General features: G+C 71.8%; 6 protein-coding genes and 1 pseudogene. All 7 read right to left on the minus strand.

Going from position 1 to position 8,802, the window contains the following annotated elements; translation table 11 throughout:
* Positions 1–129 precede the first annotated feature (129 nt).
* Positions 130–810 carry a hypothetical protein gene (locus ACFXA3_RS13425; protein ID WP_385186169.1) on the minus strand — a complete coding sequence of 227 codons (681 nt, stop codon included), beginning with the start codon at positions 808–810 and terminating at the stop codon, positions 130–132.
* A complete protein-coding gene (locus tag ACFXA3_RS13430) occupies positions 807–1,268 on the minus strand; it encodes a hypothetical protein (protein WP_385186172.1) in 462 nt (153 codons plus the stop codon). The genes ACFXA3_RS13425 and ACFXA3_RS13430 overlap by 4 nt, the downstream gene beginning before the upstream one ends.
* Before the next feature lie 15 nt (positions 1,269–1,283).
* A complete protein-coding gene (locus tag ACFXA3_RS13435) occupies positions 1,284–3,680 on the minus strand; it encodes a glycoside hydrolase domain-containing protein (RefSeq protein WP_385186175.1) in 2,397 nt (798 codons plus the stop codon).
* 116 nt (positions 3,681–3,796) lie between these two features.
* Positions 3,797–4,774, minus strand: a complete 978-nt coding sequence (gene cs1 / locus ACFXA3_RS13440) for a clavaminate synthase Cs1 (protein ID WP_385186177.1) — start codon at positions 4,772–4,774, stop codon at positions 3,797–3,799.
* Positions 4,771–5,751, minus strand: coding sequence for an agmatinase (speB, locus tag ACFXA3_RS13445; protein ID WP_385186180.1), 981 nt, complete (start codon positions 5,749–5,751; stop codon positions 4,771–4,773). The genes cs1 and speB overlap by 4 nt, the downstream gene beginning before the upstream one ends.
* Positions 5,752–5,832: 81 nt before the next feature.
* Positions 5,833–7,047 (minus strand): annotated as a pseudogene (locus ACFXA3_RS13450) (ATP-grasp domain-containing protein); the annotation flags it as partial.
* Positions 7,044–8,729, minus strand: coding sequence for an asparagine synthase-related protein (locus ACFXA3_RS13455; RefSeq protein WP_385186182.1), 1,686 nt, complete (start codon positions 8,727–8,729; stop codon positions 7,044–7,046). The pseudogene ACFXA3_RS13450 and the gene ACFXA3_RS13455, both read right to left, overlap by 4 nt.
* Positions 8,730–8,802 lie beyond the last annotated feature (73 nt).

The following is an 8,802-nucleotide window of genomic DNA, read 5'->3' on the forward strand; positions in this document are numbered from 1 at the left end:
CGTGTCGGGGTCGTCGGTGTGGCGGCCCGCCCCCCCCTCGCTGGCGCCCGGCGCGGGCGCCGGGGGGGGCGCGGGCCCCCCCCCCCGGCGCGCCCCCCCCCCCGGCCCTTTTCGGCGGGATGCGGAGTTCTAGCGGGTGAAGGCCTTTGCCGCGCGGCGGCGGGACGGTTCGAAGGCGTCCACCGTGCCGGCGCCCTTGCCGGGGGCCTCGTTCCACTCGCGGATCGTGCGGGCCACGTTCTTGATCTTCGGGTGGCCGGGCTTGAGGGCGATGTGGAAGTGCGACTCCTTGGCGGTCTTCTCGTCGCCGCCCCAGGCCACCGTGCCGTCCAGCTCCGTGAGGATGTCGCGGATGACGACCACCTCGTGCGGGTACAGGCCGCCCTGGGCGCCCGTCGGGTACGCCTGCGGGCGGATGGCGATGGCCGTGCCCGAGAGGTGGTTCGACTCGTACGGCTGGGCCACCTTGCGGTCGCCGGAGTGGCCGGTGACCTCGCCCTGGCGCAGGGAGTCCACCTCGTAGTGGAAGCGGCGGGCCACGTGCAGCAGGATCGTGGCCACGTCGCCGTCCAGGACGGCGACGGAGACCGAGCTGCCCTCGATCAGCTGGGCGGGGACGCTCTTCACGACCGGCCAGCCGTTGGCCGTCTTGCCGCCCGACCAGTTGGACGGCTTGGTCTCGCTCGGCTTGGGGGCAGCGACCGCCGTGCCGGAGGATGCCACCCCCCACACGACGGTGCCGCCGACGACGCCGGCTGCGGTGCCGACGAAGCGGCGGCGCGACAGGTCGCTGCGTACCGGGTTGGTCATGTGTTCTGTTCCCTCTGTTTCGGTTCCTCCGCCTGGCCGCGCCGGGCGGACGACGTGTGCGTGATGCGGGCCGCGCCGGTGACCGCGGTCATGACGATGCAGAGCGCGGTCATGGCGGCGAGGCCCACGACGGTCGGGTTGACCCATGAGGGGACGAGGTCATGGCCGGGGCTGCACCAGCTGTGCAGCGGAAAGAGCGGATCCTGGTTGTGTCGGCCGACGAACACGCTGTCGTACGGGTCGCCGCAGATCTCGCGCCGGTCCATCCCGCCGAAGCCCGCGAACAGCCCGTAGGCGAAGGCCAGGGTGGCGCCGGAGACCGCCAGGAGTCCGATCCCGCCCCAGGTGCCGGGCGCTGCCCAGGCCCCGGCCCTGATGCCGCGGTAGGTCAGGCGGCAGCCGTGTCCGATGCCGGCCAGCAGTGCGAACGGCAGTGCGATGAGTGCTAGTACGATCATGTCCCCTCCGGTGGACTACCTGCGTGCGGCCGTGAATGCCTTGGCCGTGGCGTTCTCCTGGCCCATGATCTTCTGGAACTGGTCCGCGTAGCCGGCCACGAAGGGGTCGAGCTTGTCGTTGGGGATCAGGTTCGGGGTCAGGATGTTCTTGCCGAGGTAGTAGAAGATGCCCTGGCGGTAGACCTGCAGGAGGTCGTCGTCCGTGAACACGCCCTGCAGCATGTGGTTCGCGGCCGCCTTCACCACCTCCATCTTGCCTTCGTACCGCTGGTTGTAGAAATCGCGGAACCGGCGCAGGTGGCCGGGGTTGGGACCGGTGCCGTAGTGAGCTCGGAAGAGCTCGTTGATCGGCTTGTTCTTGATGCCGGCGGCCGTACCGATGAGGTAGCCGTCGACGTCCTCGAGTATGTCGTCGAAGCCGAACGACGACGTGGTGTTGATCTTGGCGAGCCGGTCCTGGCAGAACAGGTAGCCGGAGGCGTACGAGTCGGCGGCCTGACGCCATTCGACGTAGAAGGTGCACAGGTCGCCACCCCAGCCGGCGAAGTCGCCCCGGTTGGCGCCCTTGCCCCTGATCGAGCCCTTGGTGATGACGGTGTTGGCGCAGGCGCCGAAGTGGGCGAGGCCGATGTCCACCCCGTACGACGGGCACTTGAAGTCGGTCATCGGCTTGCCGACCTTGGAGTCGGCGTACTTCACCCACTCGGCATCGCTCAGGTACAGCAGACCGCGCCACTTGGTGTCGTTGTAGTCGTCCGAGCGGAGGTACTCGCAGACCAGCTCGTTCGGGTTGCCCTTGCCGTACTGGACGGCCGCCGCGTAAAGGTCGTCGATGTACTTGATCGCGGCGTCGGCTTGCGTGGTGACCTGGCCGACGTTCTCCCGGCCGACGCCCTTGTCGGTACCGCGCATGACGTTGCGGTCCAGGTCGAAGGTGTCCCCGTTCGCGGTGAACTTGAACTCCTTGATCTGGGTGAACGACCAGTTCTCCGGCATCGGGAAGCCGAGGTTCCCGGAGAAGCCCCAGGACATGCCCGAGACGAAGGAGTGCGCGGCGTACGCCTCGTTGCTGACCCGCTGGCAGACGTTGCGGGAGCCATACACGCCGGCGATGTAGCGCTTGCCCTTCGCGGCCAGCGCGGCCTGGACGCCGTGGAAGTAGGGGAGGATGTTGGAGGTGATCTCCGGGTCCGTGGCGTCGTAGTCCACGGCGAAGTAGATGACCGAGCCGCGCCCGATCTTGTAGACGTCCGCCGCGCGGTCGTGCGCCTTCGACGCGTGCCGGTAGCCCTCGGAGTACGTGAAGTGCTCCAGCTTTCGGGCGTGGTACTGGGAGATCGGGAAGATGCGCATGCCGCCGTTGAAGATGTCCTCCAACTCGCCGGGCATGATCTCCTTGTTCAGGTCGTACTTGGGGTCGAGCACCTCCTCGTCCAGGTAGCGCCCGACGACGTCGAAGCCGGCGGCCTTGAGGGCCTTCGCGCGCGAGGCGGTGATGGTGAAACGGGTGTCGCAGGCGCTCACCGGCCGGTCCGGGTTGCCCATGGACACCAGCAGCTGGCACCACGTGTCGTAGTTGGCCCGGCCGTCCTGGCTCTCCTTGGGGAACGCCGAGAACCTCTGGAACTGCGCCACTGCCTTCCGGAGGTTGTCGTCGTACGACGACGTGAATGCAGCCGAGTGGCTCTCGTTGTTCTCCGTGTACTTGAGGTCGTTGAACACACAGGCCGCGGAGAACAGCTGCACGAAGATGCCGGAGTCGCCCTTGCCTACCTGCTGGGCTTTCAGGCCGTTCTGGGTGGTCGGGCCGAAGTTGCCCGAGGCCGAGTCGTCCGGAACGCCGAACTCGTACTGGAGCGCACGCATCAGCGACTTCTGCACGTCGCGCGAGTAGATGCCGTCGGCCGGGCCGATGTTGAACGACGAGCGGTTGGAGTAGCGGCCGTTCAGCCAGCGCTGGATCTCGCGGACCTTGTCCGTGCCGCTGGAGACCACGACGTACGCGTCCAGGGTCAGCAGGGCCTTGAAGAACTTCGGCTCGACGTCGGGCCCGCCCCTGGTGAGGCCCATGTTGTCCTTCATCTGCATGACGGCCTTCTGGGTGGCCAGGCCGAAGGTGCCGCCCTCACCGCCCCAATAGCCCTTGCAGAACAGGGCGTGCTGGACGATCTGGATGATGTTCTTGTTGGCGAAGCCGTCCCTGACCGGCCCGAGGGCCGACAGCTTCGCCTCCGTGGTCGGACCGAAACTGTCCGACGGGGTCGCGATGCCCAGTTCTATCTGGAGAGCCCGGGTGAGGGAGAGCATGGTCGACCACCCGGTCTGGCCGTTCTCCGGGCACGGGTTGTAGCCCGCCTTGCCCGCGTAGGTCTTGTTGACCCACTGCTGTGCTTCCAGGACTTTCTTGTCCACGTGATTCCCTGTGTTCCTCGTGTCGGCCGGGTCGGCCGTGTGGCAGGCGCGGGCCGCGGCCACCCCCGGTCGGGGCGGGCGCGGCCCGTGGTCGTGCGGTGGTCGGGCGGGGTGCGTCAGCGGCGCGGGGTGAAGGTGACCACGTCGCCCGCGCGCTCCTCGCCCGTGGGGAGCTGGCCGTGGAGTCCCGTGCGGACGTAGACGCGGTGCAGCCAGCGGTCCTTGCCGTCCCAGCGCGGGGTGAAGGGGGTGCGGGCGTGCGTGGTGCGGAAGTTGTCGATGACCAGCACGTCGCCGGGGACCAGGGAGACGGCCTCGGTGACCTCGTCCAGCGCGTCCGAGAGCCTGGCGACGGCTTCGGCGTCCGCGCCCTCGTGCGGCTTCAGCAGCTCGCGGTCGTAGCCGAGCAGCGGGTCCTCGCGGTCGCCGTACAGCGGTTTGACGTTCGCGATGGCGCCCGGGTCCTTGATGCCGCCGCGGAAGGCGACGTCGACCTCGCACGGCTGCGCGTTGTCGTACAGGTGCTCCACCGTCGCGGCGTCGAGGAGCCTGACCGCCTTGCGGACCGAGCCGACCAGCGTCTTCGCGGTGCGCTCGTGGTCCGCGCGGGAGCACGCCAGCATCACGTAGTTCGGCTGGAGGGTGTGGTACGCCATCTCCGTGTGGAACTCCAGCAGCGTCTCGCTGGTCTCCGACGACAGGTGGTGGGCGCCCGGCGACGGGTAGACGTCGTGGTAGACGGTGCCCGAACGCAGCTCCGCGTAGCCGGTGTGCAGGCCGAGGCGGCGGCCGAACAGGGCGAGGAAGGCCTCCATGTTCAGGCGGCCGCGCTCCACCGGGGCCGGGGTGCTCGTCGGCGTGGCCGGCAGGTCCTCGTCGGCCTCGACGGGCAGGCCGCGCAGCACCAGGTAGCCGTCCTCGTTGCCGCCCCGGTTGAAGCCGTCCAGCGCGTCCGCGATCTCCTGCGGCAGCTCGGCGCAGAGCTTCCCGGCATCGCGCAGGAACCGGTACAGGTCGGCGCGCGGTACGTCGGGGAGCTTCGACGCCAGGTCGAGGAGAGCCTCCCGGTGCGCGGTCACGTCGATGATCGTCATGTCCTGTTCTCCTTTTCCTTCTTCTGGTGGGCGCGGGCGTACTGGAACAGCAGCTCCGCGCCGATCTCGGTCGCCAGGACCGACGTGATCCCGGCGTGGTCGTAGAGCGGCGAGACCTCCATGACGTCGAAGCCGATCGGGTTGAGGTCGCCGATCGTCCGCAGCAGCGCCAGGACCTCGCGGGAGGACGGGCCGCCCGGGGCCGGCGTGCCGGTACCGGGGGCGAAGGCCGGGTCCACAACGTCGATGTCGACGGAGACGTAGACGGGCAGGTCGCCGACCCGCTCCCGGATCAGCCGGGCCGCGCCCGCCGCCCCGAGCTCGGCGAACTCGTCCGCCGTCACGATGCGCACGCCGTGGCCGCGTGCGTAGTCGAGGCTGTCCGGCTTGGGGTTGTGGCCCCGGATGCCGAGCTGGACCATCGCCTCCGGCCGGATCAGGCCCTCTTCGATGCCGTGCCGGAAGGGGGTGCCGTGGTGGAACTCGCCGCCGATCATGGCCGGGTTGGTGTCCGAGTGGGCGTCCAGGTGGACCACGGCCACCGGGCCGTGCTGCTCGTGGACCGCGCGCAGCGCCGCCAGGGTCAGCGAGTGGTCGCCGCCGAGCAGCAGGAACGCCGCGTTGTCCTTGAGCAGGCCGGTCAGGTGCCGCTGGGCGGTCTCCATCGCGATGTGCTGGTTGAACGGCGTCAGGTCGATGTCGCCGGCGTCCACGCACTTGATCAGGTCGAAGACGCCCGGACCGCGGTCGATGCCGACGCCGTGGATCAGGCCCGACTCGGCGCGGATCTCCCGTGGTCCGAACCGGGCGCCGGGGCGGTAGCTGGTGCCGCCGTCGTACGGCGCGCCGATGACGACGACGTCGTTGCCCTTGGGGTCCCGGTCCAGCGGCAGGCGCATGAAGGTGGGCAGCTGGGCGTACCGGGGGGAGACGTGTGAGTCGATCCGCCGGGAGCCGGTCCACGGGGCCTCGGTCATCGCCTTCCTTCCTTCCTTCCGTGTGTCGATGCGGATGCGGGCGGCCGCAGTGCGGACCGTGGCCAGGGCCGCCGCCGCGTCGGCGCCGTGCGCGTACACGAAGCCGACCGAGGCGGAGTTGTCGAGGCGGGTCGCGACGCGGTCGCCGGGTTCGGCGTGCAGGTGCACGCGGGCACCGAGGGCCTCGGCCTGCGGCACACCGCTGATGGCGGTGAACTCGCCGGGCTCCTCGGGGAAGAGCACGTGGACGGCGGCGCCGCCCGCGGGACCGGCACCGGGCAGACCCGGCTCCGGGGTGCCGCCGAGGGCCAGCAGCTTGGCGTCCAGGTGCGGATCGGTCCCGCACACGTCGGTGACCATCGTGGAGATCATGTGCGCGGGCAGCCGCGGGTTGATCTCGACGATCCGCGGGCCGTCCGCGGTCACCATCACCTCGGTGTGCGCCGGGCCCTGCCGGTAGCCGATCGCCTTCAGGGCCCGCTCCACGCAGCCGCGGACCTCCTCCCAGGTGCCGGCGTCCAGCGCCAGCGGGAAGGAGTGGCCCTCCTCCAGCAGGGTGGTGCGGTGCAGGTCCTTGGAGGTGGCGCCGAAGAAGTGGGTGTTCCCGCCCGCCGTCATCGACTCCACCGAGACCTCGAACCCGCTCGCGTACTCCTCGAACAGGACGTGGCCCGGGCGCGGCTGGCCGCGCAGGGACTGCCGTACGGCCGACAGCTCCTGCCAGGCCGCGGCCGCCTCGGCGGCCGTGGTGCACTTGCGCACCCCGTAGCTGATCGCCTCCGACGGCGGCTTGGCGATGCAGGGCAGCCCGACGTGCGCGAGCGCCTCCTCGAGCTCCGCCTCCCCGGTGACCAGGCGCCAGCGCAGGTTGGCCGGGTCCCCGTCGAGGGCGGCGCGCAGCAGGTGCTTGTGGTTGGCGGCCCGTACGGCCTCCAGCCCCTGCGAGGGCAGGCCCAGGTGCTCGGCCGCCCGCGCCGTGGCCTCGGTGTGGTAGTCGGAGAACGACATCACGCCGTCGACCAGCGGGGCGCCGGAGCCGTCGCCGAGCGCGGCCGCGATGGCCCGCCAGTCGTGCGTGTCCACGTGCAGCACCCGGTCCACGTCCGACAGCGGGTGCTCGCGGAACGGGCGGCCCCCGGTGTACCAGTCCTCGCCCTGGACCAGCAGCCAGATCTCGGCGCCGTGCGCGCGGGCCGCCTGGATGCCGTCGTAGAAGGCGGCGTGGAGCATGGACTCCACCAGGGCCAGCCGCTTGCCCGCGAAGCCGCCGTACGCGTTCGTGTCCGCCGCGCTCATGACCGCAGCTCCCGGAAGTGCGCGGCGACGAGGGAGACCACCTCGGCGACGGGAACCGCGTCCGGGTCCTCGCCGGCGACGACGGTCCGGTCGAACAGCTCCTGGACCACCAGGGTCTTGGCCTGGGCCACATCGGCCCCGCCCACCCCCGCGTCCAGCAGGAGCAGCGAGAACGCGGACGTGGTGCCGGAGCCCTCGTGGACGCCGAGCTTGGGCCGGTTCACGGTCTCGGCCGGCAGCAGCTCCGCCATGGCGGACCGCAGCACCCACTTGTCCCGGCCGTACCGGCGCTTGAGCCCGGCCTCCAGCCCGGTCAGCAGGTCCAGCACGTCGCGGTCCCAGTACGGGTGGGTGGACCAGTGCCCGGCCGCGGTCGAGAGCACCGGGCTCATCTCGTTCAGCCCGTCGAAGGTGGCCATGTCGCGGGCGACGGCCGTGTCGAGCTCGGGCAGCCGGTCCTCGCGGTGCATGCCGCCGAGCGGGATGTCGGCCCCGTACCCGGTCAGCACGCGCCGGGCCGGACCGTCCAGGGTCCGGTAGAGGGCGGTCAGCGGCAGCAGGTACTCGATCACGTCCGGGTCCAGGGACTCGGCGGCGTGGATCGTGTGCGGCAGCTGCGCGAGCAACTCGGCCACCGGGATGGTGATCTCCCGGTGCTCCGAGCCCAGATGGCCGGCGACCACCCTGGCCTGCGGGAACTCGTCCGAGACGTCGGTGCCCATGGAGAGCGTGTCGAGCGGGCCGGCCACGGCCGCGTCGGCGAGGGCGGCGACCCCGGAGGAGTCGATGCCGCCGGAGAGCACCACCAGCGGGCGCTCCGTGCCGGCCAGGCGGCGCCCGACCGCCGTGCGCAGCGCGGTGCGGACCTGCTCGACGGCCGTGTCCTCGTCGACGATGCGCCGGGACACCGGCGCGGCCCCCCGGGGGGGGGCGCGTTCCCACGCGGGGGGGGGGTGGGTCTCCAGGGGGGGGGGGGGGGGGCGCGGGGGGGGGCCCGGGCGCCGGGGGCGGCGGCGGCCCCCCCCCGCGGCGCCCGGGGGGGGGCCCCCGCCCGCGGGGCGGGTGATTCCTCGCCCGGGCCCGCGCCACCCCGCCCCCGCCCACGTCGGGTGGGCGAGTACCGAGCCGGAGGCGAGGTCGATCTCCAGGGCGGTGCCGGCCGGCACCTGGTACAGCCCGGGCAGGCGGCGGATCCGCCGGGCCCCCGAGATCGGGAAGCCGAGCTGGCCGTCGGAGGGCGCGGCGAGCACCTTGGCCTCGGTCGCGGCCAGTACGTGCCCGGGCACGGGCCGGGTGTACAGCGGTACGGAGCCGGCGTGGTCGGTGGCGAGCAGGACGCGCTGCTCCTGGCAGAGCACCGCCGCGTACCGGCCGTTGAGCAGCCGGAAGGCGTGCAGCCCGTACGTCTCGAACAGGCCCAGCACCAGTTCGGCGTCCGAGGCGCCGGCCCCGGCGGCGGCGGTGAGGACGGAGCGGATCTCGTCGCGGTTGTAGAGCTCGCCGGCGAGCCACAGCACCGCGTCGGCGCCGCGCGCGACCGCGCCGTCGGGGGAGGCGCCCGGGTGGACCAGGGTCGCTTCGAGGGTCAGGGAGCGCAGGCGCTCGGTGGTACGGGTGTGCCGGCCCCGCGTTGCGAAGGCCGCCGTGGGGCCCTGGGGGCCCCCCCCCGCGGGCGGGCGCACCGCCCCCCAGGGGCCGCGCGGGCCAGACGCCGCCCACTCTCCCACACAAGCGCCCCCCCCCCCCCCCGCGCGC

The sequence above is a fragment of the Streptomyces sp. NPDC059456 genome, from assembly GCF_042750055.1.
Taxonomy (GTDB): domain Bacteria; phylum Actinomycetota; class Actinomycetes; order Streptomycetales; family Streptomycetaceae; genus Streptomyces.

Bases quoted from the DNA above. Each gene is read 5' to 3' on its own strand.
- cs1 (WP_385186177.1), bottom strand. From the start codon at position 4,774: ATGACGATCATCGACGTGACCGCGCACCGGGAGGCTCTCCTCGACCTG.
- speB (WP_385186180.1), bottom strand. From the start codon at position 5,751: ATGACCGAGGCCCCGTGGACCGGCTCCCGGCGGATCGACTCACACGTC.
- ACFXA3_RS13425 (WP_385186169.1), bottom strand. From the start codon at position 810: ATGACCAACCCGGTACGCAGCGACCTGTCGCGCCGCCGCTTCGTCGGC.
- ACFXA3_RS13430 (WP_385186172.1), bottom strand. From the start codon at position 1,268: ATGATCGTACTAGCACTCATCGCACTGCCGTTCGCACTGCTGGCCGGC.